Below are 22861 nucleotides of genomic sequence, written 5' to 3'. Positions count from 1 at the left end.
GGCACTATGAAAATATGCTTTATTACACTCGGCGACATTAAATCCATTGCCACCATGAAACGGGCCATCGGCATGGCCAACCCCCTCCTGTCCATCGGCTGGGAGGTGGCTATCATTGCACAGGACAGTGACGAGAACAGAAAACGCATTGCCATGGAATGCAGTGATGCCGTGCAGGTACATTACTATCCCGAAGGTACGGCAACAGCAGAAGTACGTATTAAAACAGCATTGGTAAATGAAATAGGCCCTGACTACATTGTCTTTTGCTCTTTTAGCTTCCGCAACCGGATCTTAAAAAACAAACTAAAACACAAGCCCGTCATACTCATTGAACACTCGGAATTACCCTCCGGCATCCCGGACAACAAGGGCCTGCGTAAATATGCCATGCTGGCGCTGGAACAGTGGTCGGTATTGTATGCCGACGGGCTATTATGCGCCAGTCAATACCTTTGTAAGACCTATACGAAAAAAGCCGCGCAGCTCTTCCGGAAGCAGTTACCCATACTCTACTCCCCCTATGCTTTCAACAACGACGTGGTGGAATCTCCCCGCGTCCGTTACCAGGAGTTAAAGGAAATGTATGCCGGTAAAACGCTGTTGCTCTATATGGGCACGCTTACCCGTAACTATGGGCTGTTTAGCATGTTGCAGGCCATGGAAATCATTTGCCGCGAACGTCCGGACACAACCCTGCTGCTGCTGGGACGGGGGCGCCACCAGGAAGAGGCCAGCGCTTTTGTGAAAGAGAAGGGATTGTCTTCACAGGTGCAGTTCCTGGGTTATACGCCGGAAGAGGAACTGAGCTCCTATTTCGCTGCCGCAGACGCCTTTATATCTCCACTCAACGATACCGTACAGGATTGGGCGCGTTGTCCCAGCAAAATCTATATGTACATACCTTTTAACAAACCTGTGTTTACCGGCAATATTGGCGAGCCTGCGGAGATATTCGGCAGGGATGGACATTATTTCGACAACCAGGCGCCGGCCTCACTGGCTGCGCTTATCAGCCGGCTGGCATCGGGGGAACTGAAGCCGGCGCCGGTGGATAAAGCGGCACATAGCTGGGAAAAGCGCGCCATTGATTTTACCGCATGGACCAACACCCACTACGCCTCTAAAGCCTTACCCATTGCTAACCTATAAATGATTGCAACGTGAATTATGTTTATTACAGAGATCCTAAAGGTAATTTCGGGGATGACCTGAACGGTTGGCTGTGGCCGCAGTTGTTTGGCGAGGGAAAAAATGACGATCCCGATGTGTTCCTCGGCATTGGCTCTATCCTGTACGATGGCTCTCCCCTGTTCCGCGACCTGGCAACACAGCGCAAAATTGTATTTGGCACCGGCGTCCGGCCCACCCATAAAACATTTCAGCTCAACAGCCGGTGGGATATCCGCTTTCTGAGAGGGCCGTTATCGGCCTATGCTTTCAACAACCAGTTTCCCTATATCGCCGATGCCGCTTATGCCATCCGTCAATTACCGGAGTTCAGCAGCCTGTTGCATCTGCCTAAAAAATACAAGGTGAGCGTAATGCCTTACTTCAAATCGGTACCTTTTTTCGATTGGGAAAGCCTCTGTTTCCGGTTGGGGTTCAACTACATCTCTCCACGCGCCGAAAAGGGCGTATTGTACACGCTGCAGGAGATAGCCGCTTCCCGGTATGTGATCACCGAAGCCATGCACGGCGCTATCCTGGCCGATGCATTGAGGGTCCCCTGGCACAGGTTTTTGTTATCCACCCCACATACAGAAGGCAGTGGCGTATCGGAGTTTAAATGGATGGATTGGCAGACGGCCATCCATCTCTATAATATCAACGCCACACCGGTAAAGCTATACCGTAAATCATTCCTCCATCAGAAAATAAAGTCGCTCTCCGGCAATCGTATCAGCGCGGAATTTCTCATCCCGGAGCGGGTAAAATCCGAGTTGCTGAAAACGCTGGAAAACATAGCAGAGTTCTATCTGTCGGAGGACGCCGTGATCAGGCGTATTGACGATAAAATTCATGACCAGACCGCATTATTGCGAAGCGAACAGTCCATAGATACATCCTCATTTATTACAACACATTAGTTATGCAAAGGGAATTCATTTTATCAGCCGGAGAGGGACATTTCTTTTTTGGATTTCATGACCTGGTAGCATGGAATGCTGCCGGCGATAAGCTATTGGCTTTGCAGGCGCCGGACATTACGGCGCCGCCGGACCCGCAGGTAGCATGCGGCATTGGCTATTTTGACGCCTCGAAGCAGTTTCACCGGCTGGGCAGCACCTATGCGTACAACTACCCGCAGGGCGCCCGGCAGCAGTGGATCGGCAGCACAGACACTTTTATTGTAAATGATCGCGTAGGAAATAAATGGGGCGCCCGGATCTATGATACGGGCGCCGGCCGCTGTGTATCCACATTACCATTGCCTGCACATGTGATTACAGACGAAGGCATTGCTTTTGGATTAGACTATGCGCGGTTATTCCGTGTTGGTGGATATGGTTATACCGGACTTCCAGACAAACAGGCGCATATCCATGCGCCTGTGGATTCCGGGATCACTAAACATAATATATATACCGGAGAACAGTCACTGTTGCTATCCGTGGCAGCAGTGGCTAACTACCGGATGAACCCATCGCTCGGGCAGCATCATTACATCACCCACCTGGTGCTGAACCCCTCACAAACAAGGGTGGCGTTTTTACACCGGTATAAGCTGAAAGACGGTGGTGAAACGACACGGCTGATGACCGTCGGCACAGACGGCAGCGGGCTCAGATGCCTGTCCACCGGTTTTCTCAGCCATTTCGACTGGAAAGATGACAACCATATCGCCATCTGGGGAAGGACCGGCAGCGGCATCGAAAAACTCCGCGGGTCATTGCTCTATAAAATGATGCCCGCCGGCCTGATCGCCAACGGTAAAAAAGTATTGAAGAAACTATTGTATACACGCGGGAAAGGCGCTAAAGCGGTAGCGCCCTTTAACTGGCTGCTGCTCGAAGATACGGACGATGCCATGCCCGCTATGCTGGCGAAAGACATTATCACGGAAGACGGGCATCCTATGTTTTGCCCGGCCGACCGGGATTGGATGATCTGCGACACCTACCCCGACCAGCAGGGCATCCGCACACTGTTTCTCTTTCGATACAGCACACAGCAGAAAACCACGCTGGGCACCTACCGGATGATCGATACCAAACCAGACTTACAGCTGGCCGATCGCCTGCTGCAGGGAGTAGATGAAGGCGTGTTAAAAGCATTTTCGCTGGAGCAGCTGGCCTTCACCAGAAGTGGCCTGCACTGCGATCTGCACCCGCGCTGGAAACGCGACGGCAGCATTGTGGCTTTCGACTCTATTCATGAGGGCAGCCGGCTGATCTATGGATATGATGTGAGCAGTATTATTCATGCCCATAAAAACATGCCGGTATGATAGCGATCGTACAACCACTGGTACCACATTACAGGGAACATTTCTTCAACCGCCTGCGGGAGCAGGCACCGTTTGACCTGTATTGCTATCACGGGACGAAAGCGCTGCAGCAACAAAACCTGGCTGCCGGCAGCACTTCCGTTAAACCGCTGTCAGCCTGGAACATAGGACCGTTTGTACTATACAACCCACTGCGGTTTTTTAAGTCGGACTACAAAGTACTGGTGCTGATGCTCAATTTCGCCCACCTGTCTACCTGGATCATCCTGCTGCTCAAACCATTCCTGAAACAAAAGGTGATCCTCTGGGGGCACGGCATATCCGTCAAACGATATGTACAGGAAGAGCAGCAACCCAGCCGGCTGCTGAAATGGATGATGCAGCTGGCCGACGCCACCTGGTTTTATACCCCCCGTGAAATGGAGCTGTGGCGCAGGATTATGCCCGGTTTAAATGCCGTAGCATTGAATAATACCATTTCAGAAGTAGAGCGGATCATACAACAGCCGGTCGCCGACAAGGCATCGCTACGAAAGAAATACGGCATTACCGCCGGCAGGGTATTGATTTACTGCGCCCGGTTTAACGAAGCTGGCAGGCGTATTGACCTCCTGTTAAAGCTCATCGCGGAAACCGATCCCGCAGCCTACAATTTTATCATTATCGGGGCGGGGAAATACAAACCTGACTTCCGGCCATACCCCCATGTGCTGGACTTTGGCGCGGTATACGACACTGCCACCAAACAGGAGCTGTTCGGACTGGCAGACCTCTACTTCCAGCCCGGATGGATCGGGCTGTCTGCCGTGGAAGCAATGGCTTATGGTAAGCCGGTATGCACATTCAGGCGCAGCGAAGCTGTATTGCAATGTGTAGAGTACAGCTATATCCGGGATGGCTATAACGGGTTGATTTTCGAAAACATGGACGAGTGCCTGTATATGCTGGACACTCTTTCGGACGAAGAAATTGCCGCCATGGGCGGGCAGGCCAGGGGATTTGTAAAAGACAACCTGACCATGACCACCATGGTGAATAACGCGGCGCACTCCCTGCACGCGATGGACCAATAATACTCATTTTATGAAGATACTTTTTATCGTTCCTTCTTATAAACCCGCCTATATATACGGTGGCCCCGTTGTCGTGATAGCCCGGCTGGCAGAGCAACTGACGCTGATGGGCCACCAGGTGGAAGTGTATACCACCACCGCCAATGGCGACAGGGAACTCGATATAGCGGCCAACAGCACCGTGATGATGGACGGCGTAAAAGTGACCTATTTCAAACGGATCACCGGCGACCATACCCACGTATCACCGGCGTTATGGAAGGCGGTGTGGACCAATGCCGGGCAGTTCGATAAAATACATATCCACTCGTGGTGGAATCTCCTGGTAATCGGAGCTTCCTTTATTTGTAAATGGAAAAAACTGAAACCATTGCTGTCGCCACATGGCATGTTCTGTGACTATGTGCTCACGGCCAGGAACAACCGTAGCAAACAACTGCTGCACAGAGCGATGGGCAAACGCCTGCTACGCAGCACCTATCTGCATGTTTCATCGGAACTGGAGTGGGCAGAGTGCCAGCAGGTGATCAAAGGCTGGGAAGGAGGACTGGTATTTAACCTTGTAGCGCTACCGGAAGGGAGTTATACCCGTACAGAAAACAGCGTGTTTACTATCAGCTTTTTATCGCGCATAGACCCGAAGAAGGGGCTCGATTTGCTGATCCTTGCGCTCTCCAGGGTATCTTTCCCTTACCGGTTGCTCATTGCCGGCACCGGCGACGACAAATATGTAAGAACGCTAAAGACGCTGATAGCTTCACTGGACATGAGCGGCAACGTTGAATGGGTAGGTTGGAAAGGCAGCGGGGACAAGTTTGATTTTCTGGCCGGTACCGATCTTTTCGCCCTCACCTCCCGCAACGAAAACTTTGCGATCGTGGTAATCGAAGCATTATATGCAGGCACCCCGGTACTGATCAGCGACCAGGTCGGACTGGCAGGTTATGTACGGGACCATGATATGGGCTGGGTGACATCGATCAGCACCACGGAGGCTATCAGCGATCAGCTCGAGGAGGCGTACCGCGATAAGCTCAGGCGGACGTACATCACCCGTAACGCGCCCGGACGAATCCGGGATGATTTTAATGATGCCCGGCTGGCATCATCTTATGTACAACTCTATAAAAAATACAATTAGATGGATTTGGCCGTAGTGATACTCACCTATAATGAATCGTTGCACCTGGCGCGCTGCCTCGAAAGCCTGCGGCAGATAGCCAACGCCATTTATGTCGTGGATGCTTTTTCCACAGACGATACGGTATCCATCGCGGAAAGCTACGGGGCAAGGGTCTTTCAGCGCAAATGGATCAACTACGCGGACCAGTTTCAATGGGCGCTGGACCATGCGGGCATTACCGCTTCGTGGGTAATGCGGATGGATGCGGACGAATACCTCGAACCTGGGCTGCAACAGGAAATAGCTACGCGCCTGGACACAATTGCCGGCGATATCACGGGAATATATATACGCCGGAAAGTGCTGTTTAAAGGAAAGTGGATCCGCTACGGAGGTTTTTATCCGCATACCCTGCTAAGGATCTGGCGCAACCGGGTGGGCAGCATCGAACAACGCTGGATGGACGAACACATCGTATTATCTGAAGGGAATACCATACGGTTTAATGAACATATCGTAGACGATAACCTGAACTCTATCCATTGGTGGGTAAACAAGCATAACAATTATGCGATCCGGGAGATGGTGGACCTGCTGAATATCCGTTACGGGTTCTGGCAAACAGACGACCGTTTGTTAAGAGCGCAGGGATCGCAGGCTAAACGCAAGCGGTTCCTGAAGGAAAAGGTGTATGCTGCACTATCGCCCGGGGCGCGGGCTTCAATGTATTTCCTTTTTCGCTATGTCCTGCGTTATGGCTTTCTGGACGGGTATAAAGGCTTTTTGTTTCATTTCATGCAGGGGTACTGGTATCGTTTGCTCGTGGACGTAAATGTACAGGAGTTTCAACAGAAGCTAAAAGGCAGCGAAACCAGGGAAGATGTTGTGGCACTGCTAAAACAAGATTATAACATTCATATCTGATATCACATGAAAACCAATCTTGCAGCTTTTAACACCGGCACCTACCATGCCGGTCCCAAATGGAAAGTGCTGGCCTGGTACTTTTGCAACTACTATGTGCTCAACAGCGCCCTCCCCTGGCCCTATGCGATGAAAAGGGGGCTGCTAAGGCTATTTGGCGCCACCATCGGCAAAGGGTTGGTGATTAAAACAAAAGTGCGGATCAAGTACCCCTGGCGGCTGACCATCGGTGACCATTGCTGGTTGGGAGAAGGCGTCTGGATAGACAACCTGGAAGATGTAACGCTGGGGGACGATGTCTGTATCTCCCAGGGCGCCCTGCTGCTGACGGGCAACCACGACTACAAACGGCCTGATTTCCCTTACCGGTTGGGAAAAATCCATATCGAAAGCGGGGCCTGGATTGGCGCTATGGCGGTAGTCTGCGCAGGCGTGACATGCGGCTCTCATAGCGTGCTGACCGTAAATGCCGTGGCATCAAGGGACTTACAGCCCTGGATGATTTATTCCGGTAATCCCGCGCTCCCCGTCCGTACCCGGGAAATGACATCTCATTCGGTCACCTTTCTAAATGCAGCGGCCATATGAAAATGAGCACTGCACTATTACTGCTGATCTGCGTGAGCTATGGTTTGCGGGCGCAGCAAAGGCTAACAGACTCGCTTAAAGTCCATGCCGGCGCAACAGGGACCATCGCTACCAAAGATTACATGCCGCTATGGCTGCTGTCCAACCGCTTTGGGACCATCAGCGACCGTAAAGGAGATGTGTCTGTACACGTGGGCTTCAGCAACCAGCAGGTATGGCAGGAACATTTCTATGTAAAGTATGGGCTCGATGTCTATAACAACAACCACGGGGGGCACACCTTTATCGAACAAGGTTACGTAAAAGCAGGATATAAAAACTGGGAGATCAGGGCGGGACGGTACGAAGAAATCATTGGAGAATCAGATCCGTTGCTGGGCAGCGGCTCCCTGGGCGTCAGCGGTAATGCGCTGCCCATCCCGAAGGTAGGGCTGGCGGTAACCAAATACACAAATGTCCCTTTCCTCAACGGCTGGCTGCAGTTCAAAGGCCTGATCAGCCACGGCTGGATGGGAGAAAAACAATTCATCAAAAATGCGTGGCTGCACGAAAAGAATTTTTATCTCCGTATCGGGAAAAACAAACTCAAACTATTTGGCGGCATACAACATTATGCCGTATGGGGAGGACACCGTAAAGACCTCCCTCCCATCACCCGCAGCTGGCAAGGATTTATGGACGTATTGCTGGTGAAAACAAAAGACGACGGCACCGTAGGTAACACGGCGATACAACCCAACAGACCGGGCGATCACCGGGGAGTCATTGAAGGCGGAATAGACTGGGAAAACGAACAACTGGCGCTGCACCTCTATCAGCAGACGCCCTTCGAATCGGGACAGGGCATCGATATCCGGAACATCGACCGGCTGCTGGGCATCGCCTTTACCAATAAAAAACCGCGCAGCTGGCTGAAAAAAATAACCGCAGAATTTATTTACACCAAACAGTCGAATGACTTTTATCTGCAACGGCTCAGGGAAAGCTACTATAACAATGGCGTGTACCTTACCGGTTGGGATTACCACGATCGCATTATTGGCACACCGCTGTTCATAGACAGAAACAGGGGACAACATTATTTCGCCGGCATCAAGCCGATGGACTGGGACCTGCCCAAAGATTCCCTCCGCGGGAAAGGCGGCAATATCATCAATAATCGTATCGTAGGCGGACATATCGGGCTGCAGTACCAACTCACGGCACAGCTGGCAGGCAGAACGCTGATCACTTATACAAAGAATTACGGTACTTATACCAACCCGGCACTTTTTACCCCGGCCAAAAGCCAGTGGTATATGCTGGAAGAAGTCCACTACGTGCTGCCCGGAAAAGGGATCACACTCACCGCAGCCGTAGCGGTAGACAAAGGCCAGCTGACCGATAACGCCGGGTTTATGATGGGGATACTGTGGAGCTGGAAGAAATAGGATCTAAATATAACGTATATGGCTAAACGCGTACTACTGATAGGCGGGAATTTTTCACCGGAGCCAACCGGCATCGGAAAATACAATGGTGAAATGATCAGCTGGCTGGCAAATAATGGTTATGACTGTACGGTTATCACCACCTATCCTTATTATCCGCAATGGGCGGTGCAGCCTCCCTATGACCGCATAAAAAAGCGGTTTAAAAAAGAAGTGGCCGGGAACATTACCATATACCGGTGCCCGCAGTATGTGCCAGCCACGCCTTCCGGCAAGAAGCGGATATTGCAGGACGCATCCTTCATTGCATCGGCCTTTATAAAAGTCCTGCAGCTGATAGGCGCCCGCAAATTTGACATCGTCATTACGGTAGCTCCTCCGTTCCACCTGGGCCTGCTGGCAGTGCTTTACAAAAAGTTGCGCGGCGCTGCCGTTGTATACCATGTGCAAGACCTGCAGATAGAGGCCGCCAGGGATTTAGCCATGATCCGGTCAAAACGCCTTATCAGCATGATGCTGAAACTGGAGCAACTGATCCTGCGCAATGCAGACCATGTAAGCAGCATCGCGGATGGCATGATCCGGAAAATAAGCGATAAGACCGGTAGGGAAGTCCTGCTGTTTCCCAACTGGGTGGACATAACAAAGTTTCATCCCTTAACGGACAGGGCGGCTTTGAAAGAAGCATTTGGGTTTTCGGCCACCGATAAAATTGTGTTGTATTCCGGTGCCATCGGCGAAAAGCAGGGACTGGAATCATTGCTGCACGCAGCGGCAACATGGCAACATCGCCCGGAGGTAAAATTTCTGATCTGTGGTTCCGGACCTTACAAGATCAAACTGGAACAGATGGCAGCACAAATGCAGTTAAAGAACACAATTTTCTTACCACTGCAGCCTGCAGAACAGTTCAATCGTTTCCTGAACATGGCCGACGTGCACCTGGTCATCCAAAAGTCACACGCCAGTGACCTGGTAATGCCGTCCAAACTCACTACCATACTGGCAGTAGGCGGCATAGCACTGATCACGGCCAATGCCGGCACCGGTTTGCATGAACTGGTACGCAGCCATAACATCGGTATACTAATAGACGCCGAAAACCAGGAAGCATTGCAGGCTGGTATTGGGAAGGCACTATGGGAAAACACGGCTGATATTGCGAGAAACGCTCGCGATTATGCAGCGGCCCACCTCTCCATTTCGGCCGTAATGACACGCTTTAAAGAACAGGTAGCATAGCTTTTTTATTGATCAACCATCTCTTTTATGTTGAACCGATATCTTAAAATTTGCAGCATCCAGTTGATCGTGCTGGACTTTATTTTCCTGAATGCGCTGTTTTTCCTCAGCAGCGCCTGGCTACAGCGATATGATCGCATGCAGGACATCAACGCAGACATTTTCCTTGTAGCGTCCAACCTCTCCTGGATGGTGGCGCTGTATACGACCGGCATCTATTTCCTGAGCCAGCAATTGTCGTTTGACCGTATCGCGCGAAAAACGGTACAGAGCATACTGTTGTATTTACTATTGTTGCTGCTGTTCCTGTTTCTCTCCAAACAACTGTACTCCCGCCTGTTCATTCTCATTTATTGTACAGGCTTTATCCTGATGGCGTTACTGGGCCGCTGGACTTTTTACCGGGTCACCAATCACATCATGCATCGCAGGGGGGTAGAGAAAAAAGTGGTGATCCTGGGATATAACGATCTCTCGAAAGAGCTGGCGGGCAAACTGCTGGAAGACAACAGCAACCTCAAATTCGAAGGTTATTTTGAAGAACACAGCAATGTGCATGAGCTGTCGTACTACCCGGTGATCGGCAACCTGGAAGCATGTGTACCTTATGCGCAGTCCAATAACATCCGCGAAATCTACTCTACCCTATCGCCCGAGAAATTTCCGTACCTGTATACCCTGGCCAGGGAAGCTGAATTGAACCTGATCCACTTCCGCTTTGTGCCGGACTTCAAGTTGTTTGTAAACCGGCAGATCTTCGTGGACTATTTCAATAATATCCCGATTATCTCGTTGCGCGCTGAGCCACTGGACGATATCGCCAACCGGATACGGAAACGGATATTTGATATTGTATTCAGCAGCTTGGTGATCATCTTCATCCTAAGCTGGCTGATTCCGTTGCTGGCGCTGCTGATCAGGCTGGAATCGGCAGGACCGGTATTCTTTATCCAGTATCGTACCGGCCGCAATAACCAGAATTTTCCCTGTTTGAAATTGCGCAGCATGCATGTGAACAAGGATGCTGATGCCAAACAGGCAACGCGGCACGACAGCCGCTTCACACGGATAGGCCGTATACTTCGTAAAACCAACCTGGACGAGATGCCGCAATTCCTCAATGTCTGGATGGGACATATGTCGATAGTAGGACCACGGCCCCATATGCTGCGTCATACCGAAGAATACTCCCGGGCGATACAACAGTATATGATCCGCCATTTCCTGAAACCAGGTATCACCGGCTGGGCACAGGTCAGCGGTTTGCGGGGGGAAATCACCGACGAATTACATCTGCGCAGGAGAATTGAGCATGACATATGGTACATGGAAAACTGGTCCCTGTACCTGGACCTCCGTATTATATTTTTAACGGTCCGGAATACCATCCGCGGAGAAGAAAATGCGTTTTGATGGCCGTCCGTCACTTCACCCGCCATTCCAGTATACCGGAAGAATTTTCGGCCGGCAGCTGCACCTCCATTTTAAGCGCGGATGTTTTCACCGGCTCAAACTGCACGGAGTTATACCCGTCTTTCGCAGTACCGTAGTTGCCGGTATTCTTTACCGGCAACCATTCTTCGCCTTTTTTGTAAAACAACTTCCAGGACGCCGGTACGCGGCAACCGCCGAAAGGACCGTCATCATACCAGTACACACCGGAAGAAGAAACAGTATATTCCTGGTCGAAATCGTACTGTACCCATTCCTGTGTACCTTGTTTGGGCCACCAGTGAAAATACGGAGCGCTGTTGTCTTTTGAAGACATCGGATCATACTGGTCGTTCAGCGCCACATACATTTTTTTGTTGGTAGCGGAAGCGCTGACCTTACTTTTTGAAGCGATGGAGGGCGCCGGTGTAGGGCGGGCAGCCGACGCTTCATAGGGGACCCATACCGTCATTTCGCCGGGACCGCGGTTAGCCCAGGCATAATACGGGATAGCCGTTACCGTTTGTACCGACTTTACCAGCGCATCCTTGTTTGCCTGCCGGCGGGACGACGTGCCTTTCATTTCCAGCACCGTAACCCCATTCAGCAGAGAAGGTTTGTAAACGGCCTTCACTGCTGCATTTTTATCCACCACGATATTCTGTACGGCGCCGTCTTTATTGTCCGGCCCTTCGAGGCAGTACACCAGCGGCCCCCGCTGTAATGCAAAACGTTTTTTGTCCGCTTCCACCATACTGTCGGCCATCAGCTTTTGGACGTCCATCGGGAAATCAAGGCTGATCTTGTCTCCTGCTTTCCAGGTGCGCTCCATGACGGCGTAGCCTTTCTCCATACGGTATTGCGCGGGTTGTCCGTTCAGGAGGATGCTGATCTTTTTCTGCTGTGTTCCGGGCGCGTCGAAGTATAGATCTCCCGGTATCGGCCTGTTGGCCGCCCAGCCCGGGATGCGGATATGCAACGCAAAAGCGGCAGCCCCGGAAGGAAGGATAGCGATGTCCGTCTTCCCGTCCCATGGATAGTTGGTCTGTTGGGTGACCGTCACCTTTCCGGCGGGCAATGTTATATCCGCTGTATTGCCCACAAAGAGGTTTACATACAGGTCATTCCCGTTCTGTCCGTAGATATATCCCGGCATAGAAGGCAGGAAGCGGGTCATATTGGAAATACAACAGGCGCAGCCAAACCAGGCGCTGCGCTGATACTGGCCCATGGAAGCCAGCGGGTTGGGATAAAAAAAGCGGTCGCCGCTGAGCGATACGCCACTGAGCAAGCCATTGTACAATGTGCGTTCCATTACATCGATGTATTTGGCGTCGCCATGCAGGAGGAACATACGGCTGTTCCAGTACACGTTGGCAATAGAGGCGCAGGTTTCTGCGTAGGCCGACATATTAGGCAGCTCGTACGCCTGCCCGAAAGCTTCCCCGTTGCCCGTAGCGCCGATGCCGCCGGTAACATATAATTTCTTCTCCACCACATCATGCCAGATATCATCGATAGCCGACAAATACTGCCGGTCGCCGGTCAGTGCTGCCACGTCGGCCATACCGGTATACATGTAGGCGGCTCTCACGGCATGTCCTACCGCCTCATGCTGCTCTATCACCTTTTTATACGACTGGTTGTATTCCCCGCTGTTAGGCTTACCGGGCCCGCGGACATCGAGGAAAAATTTAGCCAGGTCCAGGTACTCCTTCTTCCCGGTCACCCGGTACATTTTAGTGAGCCCGGTTTCCACGATCTGATGACCGGGAAAACGTTCTTCCCTGCCAAAGCCGAATACGCTGACCAGCAGGTCGGCATTTCTGATGGCGATGTCCAGCAGCGTTCTCTTGCCGGTGGCCTGGTAATGCGCTACCGCAGCTTCAAACAGATGGCCGGAATTATACAGTTCATGGCTCAGGTCTTCTTCCTTTTCCCAGCGCCTGGCGCCCATCCAGGTATGAGGATGGGAGGCGTTCATCGTCCGGAAAGTATACAGGTATCCGTCTTTTTCCTGTGCGGCGCCGATAATGCCGATCAGGGTATCCAGGTATTTTTCCAGTTCGGGGTTTTTCCGTACCTGCAAACCATAGGAAGCGCCTTCGATCACTTTGTACAGGTCGGTATCATCAAAGGTGTATTCCGTCATTTTATCATCGCGGAGCTTGCCGGACGCTCGTAGGAAATTGTCGATGCGCCCTGTTTTTTTGCATTGCTCCAGCGTATACGGAATAGACACTTCGGCATTCACTTTTATCTTGGGCGCCCAGAAGTTGTCGGAGACATGTACCTGCGTAAAAGGTACCGGCTGAATAGGATAATCCGTCTTCCCTTCTCCGGCCCCCGGGAAGGCGCCCCTGATCGTTCTTACGGGGCCGTATACGGGTCCGGCACTGTTGCCGGGATGGGCCTGCAGCTTTACGGTCACCGTTTGTTTACCACGGGTAACGGCCAACGGCAAAGGATAAACGATTTCATAGAACTTGCTGGCTTTATACTTGTTCAGATCTTCGGTGGCCACCTTTACGTTGTCGATAAAGATATCGAAAGCCCGGTAACGGTTGTCCATCCCCCAATAATTGCAAAGGAGGCTGTTCGCAGCGCTGCTGTCCACCTTCATAGTGAAAGTCATCGCTCCCCCATCGTCGGCCATACGCCATTTACGGCCGTGGTCTTCCCCGGTATTGGTTTTATCCGCAGTAAAATGATGGTCCCTTTCCGGCTGCATTTCGCCGGGGCGCAATATATCTACCGTACTGGCTTCTATCTCCTGTTGTCTTTTCTTCTCTGCGGCATAACGTTCCTGCTGTACCGCCCATTCCTGCGGTGTGAAAATGTCCCAGTAAACACTGTAGTGTTCATGCTGTACGGTGCTGAAGGGCACCAGTCGCAGCTCCTGCGGCTGGCCAGCCTTGCTGGTATGGAATACCAGCGGTTGCTGCGGATCGCGGGTAACCCATTGGGCAGCGTCCCGTTCCGGCGTTACCAGCACCGGGATACCGGTAACAGGGTCGGGCTCTTTTTCCCCGAGCGTGCCGGCCAGCACTACCGGCCCGTAAAGCAAAGCGATACGGCCGGGATTGTCCGGCATGGCCTCACTGTAGATGCCCATCGGCAGCTTCAGCGTCACCTGGTCGCCGTCCTTCCATGGGCGGTCCAGCGAAATATAACCATCTGCGCCGGCATGGACGTCTGTTTGTGGCTGACCGTTCACCAACACCTGCATTCCCTCTTTTACCCAGCGCGGCTTACGGATGCGCAGCGGGAAAGCAGCCGTTTTCTTCCGCGTGCGGATGGTGAACAGTACCTGGTCGTTCGCCGGCAGTTGCGTAGTCTGTTCTATGGTCAGGTCCCTATCGCGCCAGTGCAGACGGGAAGGAATGAACAGGTTCACATACAAACTGCCGTCCGCTCCTTCGAAATAAATACTTTCGCCGTATTTCACATGGTTCTCCATGCCGGAGCCTACGCAGCAGGTAAATGTATGGAGAGAATCACTGAACTCCTTGCGGGCGCCCATCCTCAGCGGAACAAAATAACACATCATGCCGTTCTGATGGTTTTGTGAAGCCAGGATATGGTTGTACAGTCCGCGTTCGTAATAATCCATCAGGTTAGCGGCGGGACGCAGCGCAAACAGGTGCCGCGTCAGCTTCAGCATATTGTACGTATTGCAGGTCTCCATGGTATTGTCGGTGAGCTGGTCGTTCAGTTTGTCCGCAGGTCCCAGGTATTCGTAGTTGCTGTTGCCACCCGGCGCATAGGAATGGTGGCTGGTCACGGTGTTCCAGAAGAAAGCCGCGATGGTGCTGTCCTGCCTGCTGCCGGTGAGTTCATAACGACGGATGCAGCCTATTACTTTTGGTATCTGTGTATTCGAATGTTTGCCGGGCAGCACGTCCAGCTGTGCGGCCAGGGAGTCCAGGATGCGCCGGTCGTGGAAGCGGAAGGACATGTCCAGGTATTTTTTTTCGGCAGTCAGCGCATAGGTATTGACCAGCACATCATTCATGCCGCCATACTCACACAACAGCATTTTTTGTATCAGTGAGTCCGGCAGATGATCAACGATGGTGCCGGTCCAGTCAGCCATTCCTTTTTCGATGGTCAGCGCCTTTTTATTATCGCAATAGAGATAGGCGTCCAGCAGGCCGGCCATAATTTTGTGTACGGTGTACCAGGGCGACCAGCCGCCGTTGAGGTCAAATCCGCGGGAACGGATATTGCCGGCCTTCACCTGCGCCCACAGGGTATCTTCTCCCGGGATAGCGCCCATGTAGCCGGTTTTGCGGTGCCGCTGGCATTCCTCCAGCTCCTGTACGATGTAATTAACCCGGTCCAGGAACCGTTTGTCGCCGGTGGCTCCGTAATGCATGGCGCAGGCCGACAGGTAATGCCCCAGCGTATGCCCGGCCAGGCCGGTGGATTCCCAGCCGCCATAACGTTCTCCTTTTGCTTTTAAGCCCGCATGATTGCGGAAATCTGCCAGCAGCCTGTCCGGCGATATGACCAGCAGGTATCCTGCATCCGCCTCCATGGCTTGTTTAAACGGGCCATCGAGCAGCTGTACGTCGCCCGGGCGGAAGGTATATGCGTGTACCGGTACGCCGGGGCTGACTTTTATCTTCGTATCATGACGGCCGGGCACATAAGACTGGGCAGAGAGAGGCACTGTTCCTGTACACAGCGCCAGCAAAGCAAAAAGTAATTTCTTCATAATAACTACGGTTAATAAACCAGGTCAGCGCCGGTAAAAGCGCCAGCTTGTTTTAAAATCTTTTTCTATCGTTTTACCGGTCAGCAACGCACGGATCAGTTCCACCGGTAACATATTTTCTTTCAGGACCGCGTCATGGAACTGGCGGTAACTCATCTTCCCGCTGTCCACCAGCTCCTGTTTCAATGCCATAAACTGAAGGCCGCCGATCATGTAGGCCACCTGGTACAACGGGCTGTAATCGCCGGCGAAAGAGCGGCGCACCTCTCCTTCCGCATTGGCCCGCTCGTGTCCTACCCTGTTGACCAGGAAGTCCACGCATTGCTGTGGTGTCCATTTGCCCAGGTGATAATTCAGGGAGAAGATAATGCGCGCGCAACGATGCATGCGCCAGAACAACATACCCACGCGGTCTTCCGGCGACCGGGCGAACTTCATGTCCCACAGCAGCATCTCCCAGTACAGCGCCCAGCCTTCTATCCAGAAAGGCGTTTCAAAATGGCGGTATGTTTTATACCGGCTGGTCATAAACTGTTGCAGGCCATGGCCGGCGATGAGCTCATGGTGCACGGTGGCGCGTGACAGGTGCGGGTTATTACCGCGCATGCTCATCAGCTTGTCAGCTTCGCTCATACTGTCTGTTGGATAAGAAATGCTCAGCTCCTCGCCGCCGGTAAAGAACGGGTTTACCAGCTGCCGCTCCGGCGTCATCATGATCATCCGCCACGTTTCTTCCGCCATGGGCGGGATCGTCAGCAGATCGTGTTCTTTCAGGAAATTAACGGATTCATGATATAATTTCATGATGGCCTCCGGCTGCCCGCCGGCAGGCACATAACTGTTTTTGATTTTCTCCAGCGCCTGTTTCCAGTCTTTCCCCAGGCCCATATCTGCCGCCGCTTTCAGCATTTCAGCATCACAATACGCGAATTCTTTGTTGGCGATGTCTATCAGTTCTTCCGGCGAATAAGGGACCATCTCATACTGCAGCTGCCGCACCAGCTCTTCACGGCCGATAGGGTGACCGGTGATACCGCTGCCATCATCTTTTCCGCCCGGCGCGGTGCTGATTTTTTTTGCCCACAGGGAGGCATAACTTTTCAGCGCGGTATCCAGTTCCCGGTAAGGGCCGGGCGCCCACCAGGAATATTGCGGATCATAGCCGTTGTAAAAAGTATGTACGCTTTCCAGCGCGGCCTGCAATCCCCGGGTGGTACCGGCGGCCCTGCGCAGCAGGTGAATGTCCGGCGAATGGTTTCCTTCCAGCTGCTTTTCTTTCTCCCGGATGAGGAGGGCCGCCCTGTGATACGCAGCCGCTACTGCGGCAGCATCCGGTCTTCCGCCTCTCCTTCTTGCCTTTTCAATGGTGTAAATATCACCGGCAAAGGGAAACCATGCATCCAGCTGACGGCACTGCTGTGTTTCTGTTTCCAGCAGGCGCAGTTGTTCCTGCAGTTCACGGCGGAACAGGATATAGTCTACCCGCGAACCAGGAGGCAGCGCATCAAAGTTCACTTCCTGCAATTGCCGCAGGTAGCCGGTATACAGCTGCTTTAAGCGTTCCCGGCGCTCAGGGGAGTTTTCAATAAAGTAATATCTTTCGAGATTTCCCTTGTCCGCATAGTACGGCACCATCAGGTTATTGATTTCGCTGGTTTGTTCGTACAGCGCATTTGTTGTTGTTTGTTGTGCCGTGGCGTGAGCGGAAATACCGCCGGAAACCGTTATCATGACTAAAATTTTTACCAGTTGACCGCTACCCGGAGCAGATACCTGTTGCAGACGCGCCTTCCGGTACCAGGCATACACCGGGATCCCCAGCAGCACGATCCCCAGCCCGGGCCAGGTATACAAAGGTTTGTACACCAGTAAAGCGAAGCAAATAACAGCGGCGCTGATGATGTACAACAGCGGCAGCCAGGGATAACCAAAAGCTTTGTAAGGGCGGGGAATGTCGGGCCGTTTGCGGCGTAACCGGAAAATACCCGCGATCGTGAGGATATAAAACAACAGTACTACAAAGATGACATACTCGAGCAGCTGTCCATAACGGCCGCTAAGGCAAAGCATGGACGCCCATATGCATTGCAGCCATAAGGCTTTCCCCGGAACGGCGTTTTTATTGAGCGATCCCAGCTGGCTGAAAAACAGGCCATCTTTTGCCATGCAATAGCATACCCTGGCGCCGGATAAAATCAGGCCGTTGTTACAGCCAAAAGTAGATACCATCAGCAGCACGGCGATGATCACCGTACCCTTTGCGCCGAAGATATACCGGGAGGCCGCCACCCCTACACGGTCGTTTTCAGCGAAAGCAATTTCCTGCAGCGGCATAACGCCGAGGTACATCAGGTTGGTAAGCACATAAATGGCTGTCACCATCAGCGTGCCCAGGAAGAGGCTCAGGCCGATGTTACGCTCCGGTCTTTTGATTTCACCGGCGATAAAGGTGACGTTGTTCCAGGAATCGCTGCTGAACAGGCTGCCCACCATACTGCCGGCGATAGCTCCCATGACGGTGAACCCGGCATATGGCAGCAGCTGTGAATGACCGGCCTCCAGTTTTCCCAGCGAAAACCCGCTTTGCCAGTTGGCGTTCCAGGTATGCTGGCTGGCAGTCATCAGCCCCACAACGATCAGCCCGATCAACGCCGCTATTTTGGTAAGCGTAAAAACCGTCTGGATGACTTTCCCTTCTTTGACACCCCTTGTGTTAATAAACGTCAGGAACACTATTAACAGGATGGCGGTGAGCTGTGCGGAAGAAATGGTGATAAACCCCAGATGGGCGACCACATTCTTCTCGCTTAAAGCTGGGAAAAGATAAGCGGAGAACTTCGCAAAAGCCACACCGACGGCGGCGATGGAGCCGGCTTGTATGATGGTGAGAAAACTCCATCCGAACAAAAACGCCGGCAGCGGACCAAAAGCTTCTTTCAGGTACACATACTGTCCGCCCGCTTTCGGGAACATGCCGCTCAGCTCCCCGTAACTCAGGGCGGCGGTAAGGGTTAGCAGGCCGGTAATGGTCCAGATGAGGACCAGCCAGCCCGCAGAGCCGGTGTTGCGGGTAATGTCCGCACTGACAATAAATATTCCCGAGCCGATCATTGAGCCGGCTACTACCATGGTGGCGTCGAGCAGACCGAATGAACGCCGGAAGGATTTTGGTTGATCTGACATAGATTATTTTTATCGGGCAACCCGGTTAGAAATGGTACCTCTCCTTCAAAAATATCCTAATCATTTTCAGCCTGGTTACCCGATTGTAGTTAATTGTTACCTTATTTTAACCTGTTCCGGCCAATATCTTCCTACAGGCTGGTACAAAAACGGCACAAATTAATGTCAAATTAACAATTACTAAAGATCATTTACTCCAATACCATCAGCAACCCGCCGGAGGCTTTGATTTCCACCGATTTTGCCTGGCTGACTTCTTCAATATTGAAAGAGAATGCGTCTTTTCCTTCTGTGATCAGCCGGCCTTTTGTTTTACCCAACACAGTGGGATCAATCAATACCTTTTGTGCCTGCGGCTGTGAATTGATGCCTGCGACATACCACCTGGTGCCCGCTCTCCTGGCCACGACCACGTACCTGCCGGGATAGCCGCCGAGGAACTTCACCTCGTCCCAGGCATCGGGTAGCGCTCTTAGCACCGATTTAACGGCTTCGTCAGTTTTTGACATGCCTTCCGGGGATTCTGCATAATGTTGTACGCCGGAAAGAAACAAAACAGACAATGCCAGCTGAAACGCATTGGTGGTTTTGCGTTGGGTGTTGGAGTGCACTTTATAAAGGTTGACAGGCGTATAATCCATCGGATCAAAAGCATTCCTGGTGAACGGCAGCATGGTGCAGATCTCTGCTTCCCTGTCTGCGTCGTTCTGACCGAAGGTCACGTTTTCAAAGCCTCTCACCGCCTCGGCAGTCAGCAGGTTCGGATAGGTACGCGCCCAGCCTCTCGGCAGCGTGGCGCCGTGGAAATTGACCATTAGCCCGTTGGCCGCGGCATCATTCAATATATCGATATAGTATTTTATCACTGACTGCCCGTCGCCCGCAAAAAAATCGATCTTCACGCCTTTAATGCCCATTTCGCTGATGCGGGCAAATTCTTTCATGCGGCTTTCGTGCGTCAGCAACAGGTTTTTAGGCGTATACTTTACCGTGTTCCAATCGCCTGCGGAGTTGTACCAGAGCCATAAAGCCACATTTTTGCTTTTTGCGTAATCAGCCAGCTTTTTTATGCCGGCGTAACCGATTTTCCGGTCCCAGTCCACATCTATCAGGCAGTATTGCCAATGCATATCCGCCGCCAGATCGATGTACCGCACCTGTTCATCATAGGTGATAAAATCATCCTTGGAACTGATCCAGCTCCAGGAAGCCTTGCCGGGTTTGACAAAGGACGTATTGGTAAGAACAGCGGGTTTTGCCAGGTCTGTGCCGGCGGTGGAAGTGATGATGGTTTCCAGCGAACCGATCGTCACCACCCGCCAGGGCGAGGAAAAGGGCAAGGTGCCATGTGGCAGGTAGTCTTTACCGGGAATTGTCTCCCGGGGGTCGGAAAACCCAACGGTAAAATGCCCGGGGGTAGCTTCCGATATTAATCGCGTAGCGCAGTAGTTGCTGTCCAGCCCCGATTCTGTCAGCAGCGCCCAGCTGTCGCCCACTTTGAACAGTGCCGGGTATACCCAGCCGGTTTTGTTCTCTCCCACCTTTTCAACAGGAACATCGGGGCGATAATGCTCTTCATAAGCAGGGTTAACGCTTTCCCATCCTGATCTCGCCACCTGCATGGGCTGCAGCCAGGTGGACGTACCTTCCGGGAAACTAAAACCGGTGTTTTCTTTTACTACCTGCCGGATGCCTGCCGGTTTACCGGTCAGCAGATACCTGAATGCCACCGCATCGTTGGACACCCTGAACACGACAGCCAACGGCGCATGCTGCTTATTGACATAATGCAACTCCCTTTGATAGGCTTTGTAGCTGACCATGGATTTTTTACCAAAGGCCAGCCGGTAGCTGTCATTGACCGGGCGGGCAGCAGAGACGGACACCAGGTTGAGCTGCCGCGTCCAGTCTGCATCCGCCAGCGTCAGACCGAGAGAGGAAGTGTCTATGACAATGGTGTTGCGATGCTTCACCAGGTAGCGGATATCCCCTTCCGCGCCGCTCCATACGGACACCTGTATTTGCTGGTCCGGACTGGAGATCTGCACGGCTTTCGACTGCGAAAAGGCTTGTGTAACGGAGAAGGTAAAGATAACGGGGACGATTTTTATCCAATTCATAATAAAACGATGCTTTAAAACGGTTCATAAACGTGGTACCGCTAAAGATAAATAATAAATGTCAATTTGACTATTATTAATTATAACCTACTGGTTTAGAAGCAGGAAGATCCGCGATGATGTTATTTCATTATCTTTAGCAACATAAATTTCGCAGCGACGATATGACACCCAAACAAATTGTGGCAGCAATGCTGTTGTTGATCAGCGCTTCCGCTTCCGCCCAGTTCACAGGATACTACACCGCCGAGTCCGTGGACGGCTCTAAAGAAAAGGCGCATTTTATCCTGGATGAAGCGGGACGGTTCTATGTTTTCATCGGGAACATGTATGTCGACGGCCAATGGAAGCCGGTCAATAAAAATAAGGTCAGCTTTGAGTTTGGGCAGCCGGACCTGGTCGACCTGTACGCATCCGCCGGAAACAGCCACGGCGGACAAATATGCTTCAGCGGTTTTGCCGATAAAGATGCCTTTGTACGGATAGGCCCCGGCGGTCCGGGAACGTCCTTCCGGCGGGTGTACCGGGAAGAGCCCAAATGCAGCTACAGCCTATACGAATACGTGAGGGTAAACCGGCAGGAATGTAACGACATCACTGTCGCGATAAAACTGCCTCCCGGCGGAAAAGACACCTCCGCTTATGTATATAGCTATCAAATCCCCGAAAAATACGATGAAATTTATCTCCTGGTAAACAACAACGCCTTCCCCCGGGGGCAACGGAATGTGAGCATTGAATACAAAGACGGACGCTACCTGCTGGGCAACATTGAGCTGCAAAAGCAACCCAACGCACCGTCATCGCTTCCGCAACTGCTGGTCACACGATACGAACAGTTAAACCAGGACAGGATTAAAGCCTTCCGAAAGGAACGATACGTTAAAAACGGCCCCGTCGAAAAAATAACACCTCAGAAAAGCCGTCAATCCATTGCCGTTGTGGACGAGCCTGTGATCAGCATCGCTTGTCCGGATGAAAACGCTTTCCCTCCGGTAACCCTTCCTCCGGGCAGGAAACAATAAGCAGCCTCCACTTTTACACCGGAAATGACACGGTTTTTGTGCCGCGTAATGGAGCCTGTTGGTAGTATTCACCCAAATTTTCAGCCATGGAAGACAGTAAAAACCTGAAAGCATTCTTTGAAAGATATGCTGCCGCGAACAACAACAATGACCTTAACAGCATTGCCGGTTTTTATGCGGAGAGCTTTATTGCCGCCGCGCCCCAGGGCAATGGCGCGTTTAAAAACGACGACAGCTTTATCCGTTGGCTGGAACAGGTGGAGCAGTTCAACCGGCAAACAGGGATGCGGCACCTGCAGGTCGTGAACATAAAAGAAATGCCTATCAGCACCGGCTATACGCAGGCGACGGTGACCTGGGGAGCGAAGTTTGAAAAGACGGGCGATGAACTGATTACCTTCGATATTTCCTATTTTCTTTATTTAACCGGTGGGCCGAAGATTATTATGTACATCTCTCATGAAGACCAGGAAGTGGTGATGAGACAAAAAGGATTATTGTAAAAAATCACATTCCCCTGCAAATATTTTAAAACCGGAACTGATATCGGT

At 52.0% G+C, this 22861-nt stretch carries 15 protein-coding genes; 12 read left to right on the top strand and 3 right to left on the bottom strand.

The annotated features are described in order from the left end of the window. Nucleotides 1-6 precede the first annotated feature (6 nt). From HF324_RS12935 to HF324_RS12890, 10 genes are read left to right on the top strand one after another with little or no spacing between them, the layout of a single operon-like run. Complete coding sequence (locus HF324_RS12935; protein ID WP_168859945.1) at nucleotides 7-1152, top strand: glycosyltransferase family 4 protein; 1146 nt, start codon at nucleotides 7-9, stop codon at nucleotides 1150-1152. A gap of 11 nt (nucleotides 1153-1163) precedes the next feature. Further along, nucleotides 1164-2090, top strand: a complete 927-nt coding sequence (locus HF324_RS12930) for a polysaccharide pyruvyl transferase family protein (protein ID WP_168802863.1) — start codon at nucleotides 1164-1166, stop codon at nucleotides 2088-2090. 2 nt (nucleotides 2091-2092) lie between these two features. Then, nucleotides 2093-3451, top strand: coding sequence for a hypothetical protein (locus tag HF324_RS12925; RefSeq protein ID WP_168802862.1), 1359 nt, complete (start codon nucleotides 2093-2095; stop codon nucleotides 3449-3451). Next, the gene (locus HF324_RS12920) at nucleotides 3448-4524 is read left to right on the top strand and encodes a glycosyltransferase (protein WP_168859944.1); all 1077 of its coding nucleotides are present in this window, start codon (nucleotides 3448-3450) and stop codon (nucleotides 4522-4524) included. Before HF324_RS12925 ends, HF324_RS12920 begins: the two co-directional genes overlap by 4 nt. A gap of 10 nt (nucleotides 4525-4534) precedes the next feature. After that, nucleotides 4535-5665: an XrtY-associated glycosyltransferase XYAG1 gene (locus tag HF324_RS12915; RefSeq protein ID WP_168802860.1), complete on the top strand. Its 1131-nt coding sequence runs from the start codon at nucleotides 4535-4537 to the stop codon at nucleotides 5663-5665. Further along, on the top strand, nucleotides 5666-6571 hold the full coding sequence (locus tag HF324_RS12910; protein ID WP_168802859.1) for a glycosyltransferase family 2 protein: 906 nt from the start codon (nucleotides 5666-5668) through the stop codon (nucleotides 6569-6571). It begins immediately after the preceding gene. A 6-nt stretch (nucleotides 6572-6577) separates the two neighbouring features. Beyond that, nucleotides 6578-7159, top strand: a complete 582-nt coding sequence (locus HF324_RS12905) for a WcaF family extracellular polysaccharide biosynthesis acetyltransferase (RefSeq protein WP_168802858.1) — start codon at nucleotides 6578-6580, stop codon at nucleotides 7157-7159. Further along, a complete protein-coding gene (locus HF324_RS12900) occupies nucleotides 7156-8589 on the top strand; it encodes a capsule assembly Wzi family protein (protein ID WP_168802857.1) in 1434 nt (477 codons plus the stop codon). Before HF324_RS12905 ends, HF324_RS12900 begins: the two co-directional genes overlap by 4 nt. A gap of 18 nt (nucleotides 8590-8607) precedes the next feature. Further along, nucleotides 8608-9831: a WcaI family glycosyltransferase gene (locus HF324_RS12895; protein WP_168859943.1), complete on the top strand. Its 1224-nt coding sequence runs from the start codon at nucleotides 8608-8610 to the stop codon at nucleotides 9829-9831. Nucleotides 9832-9858: 27 nt separating this feature from the next. Continuing rightward, entirely contained in the window at nucleotides 9859-11244 is a 1386-nt protein-coding gene (locus HF324_RS12890) for an undecaprenyl-phosphate glucose phosphotransferase (protein WP_168802855.1), read from the top strand. Between the two features lie 10 nt (nucleotides 11245-11254). Here the strand turns inward: HF324_RS12890 and HF324_RS33580 are convergent, their stop codons facing one another. From HF324_RS33580 to HF324_RS12865, 3 genes are all read right to left on the bottom strand, one after another. Further along, the gene (locus HF324_RS33580) at nucleotides 11255-15982 is read right to left on the bottom strand and encodes a beta-L-arabinofuranosidase domain-containing protein (protein WP_258539508.1); all 4728 of its coding nucleotides are present in this window, start codon (nucleotides 15980-15982) and stop codon (nucleotides 11255-11257) included. Nucleotides 15983-16006: 24 nt separating this feature from the next. Then, nucleotides 16007-19165 carry an amino acid permease gene (locus HF324_RS33575; RefSeq protein ID WP_246269523.1) on the bottom strand — a complete coding sequence of 1053 codons (3159 nt, stop codon included), beginning with the start codon at nucleotides 19163-19165 and terminating at the stop codon, nucleotides 16007-16009. A gap of 191 nt (nucleotides 19166-19356) precedes the next feature. After that, nucleotides 19357-21285 carry a glycoside hydrolase family 97 protein gene (locus HF324_RS12865; RefSeq protein WP_168859942.1) on the bottom strand — a complete coding sequence of 643 codons (1929 nt, stop codon included), beginning with the start codon at nucleotides 21283-21285 and terminating at the stop codon, nucleotides 19357-19359. A 164-nt stretch (nucleotides 21286-21449) separates the two neighbouring features. Between HF324_RS12865 and HF324_RS12860 the strand changes: the two genes are divergently transcribed. Beyond that, nucleotides 21450-22310: a hypothetical protein gene (locus HF324_RS12860; protein WP_168859941.1), complete on the top strand. Its 861-nt coding sequence runs from the start codon at nucleotides 21450-21452 to the stop codon at nucleotides 22308-22310. A gap of 86 nt (nucleotides 22311-22396) precedes the next feature. Next, on the top strand, nucleotides 22397-22813 hold the full coding sequence (locus tag HF324_RS12855) for a DUF6841 family protein (protein WP_168802852.1): 417 nt from the start codon (nucleotides 22397-22399) through the stop codon (nucleotides 22811-22813). Nucleotides 22814-22861 lie beyond the last annotated feature (48 nt).

The sequence above is a fragment of the Chitinophaga oryzae genome, assembly GCF_012516375.2.
GTDB lineage: Bacteria > Bacteroidota > Bacteroidia > Chitinophagales > Chitinophagaceae > Chitinophaga > Chitinophaga oryzae.
This window is presented reverse-complemented; position numbering and strand designations above follow the sequence as displayed.